Genomic DNA, 1302 nt, shown 5'->3' on the forward strand with positions numbered 1-1302 from the left:
GTGTACAAGTTCACGACATATGTCGCAGGTGATACGCCGCTGGTGAGTCGGGACATAGGTCACAGTCCGTTGCATGTCAAAGCATCGGGTGATCGTGTTGAAGATCGTCGCTGGGGAACTCTCGGTCACCGACGCGGCAACTCGGTACGGGGTCTCGCGTCGGCATCTGCAGCGTCTCCTCGCCCGGTATCGACAAGACGGCCTCGACGGGATCAAGGCCCGCTCGAGAGCGCCGCTCACCTCCCCGCACACTGTCACCGAACGGGTCCGGGATCGGGTGGTGCAGTTGCGGATCGCGTTGACCGCGGCGGGAACAGACGCCGGACCGGTCACGATCGCGTGGCACCTGGGCCAGGAAGGCCTCCGGGCGCCGTCGACGTCCACGATCCGCCGGATCCTGCACGCCGCCGGGCTGATCACCCCCGAGCCACGCAAACGACCCCGCTCCTCCTATATCCGATTCGAAGCCGCCCAGCCGAACGAGACCTGGCAGTCCGACTTCACCCACTGGCGCCTCGCCGACGGCACCGAAGTGGAGATCCTGAACTGGCTCGACGACCACTCCCGCCTGCTCCTGTCGTGCACCGCCCACCGCCCCGTCACCGGCCGGCACGTCGTGGACACCTTCCTCGCCGCCGTCGACGCCTACGGCCCGCCCGCATCAACCCTGACCGACAACGGTCGCGTCTATACCGCCCGCCACGGCGGCGGCCGCAACGAATTCGAATACGTCCTCGCCGTCCTGAGCATCCGGCAGAAGAACGGCGCCCCGAACCACCCGCAAACCCAGGGGAAGATCGAACGCTTCCACCAGACTCTGAAGCGGTGGCTCACCGCCCGCCCTCGCGCCGCGAACATCCCCGAGCTGCAAACCCAGCTGGACGCGTTCCGCGACCACTACAACCGCCACCGTCCGCACCGCGCCCGAGACGGGCTCACCCCAGCGACGGCCTACGCCGCAACACCGAAAGCCGCCCCCGCCGGGCATGATGATCGCGCCCACTACCGCGTCCGTCACGACCACGTTGGCAGCAACGGGAAGATAAGCTTCCGCCGCGCCGGACGCATGCACCACCTCGGAATCGGCGCCGACCACCGCGGCACCCCGGTGCTCCTGCTCGCTGACGACACCACCATCACCGTCGTCGCAACCCGCACCGGCGAGATCATCGCCACCAACCAGATCGACCCCGACAAGATCTACTGGCGCAACACGATGAAAGCCCCCGGCCGCTGGCCAGGGGCTTCCAAAACGTGACCTATGACGCGACTCAGGTGAGACCTATGTCGCGACTCATCACA

At 67.0% G+C, this 1302-nt stretch carries 1 protein-coding gene; it reads left to right on the plus strand.

All coding sequences use genetic code 11. The annotated features are described in order from the left end of the window. The first annotated feature begins 73 nt into the window (after window positions 1-73). Window positions 74-1258, plus strand: a complete 1185-nt coding sequence (locus ACFC1W_RS15965; protein WP_375994595.1) for an IS481 family transposase — start codon at window positions 74-76, stop codon at window positions 1256-1258. Window positions 1259-1302 lie beyond the last annotated feature (44 nt).

The sequence above is a fragment of the Microbacterium sp. NPDC056003 genome, from assembly GCF_042274785.1.
Classification (GTDB): domain Bacteria; phylum Actinomycetota; class Actinomycetes; order Actinomycetales; family Microbacteriaceae; genus Microbacterium.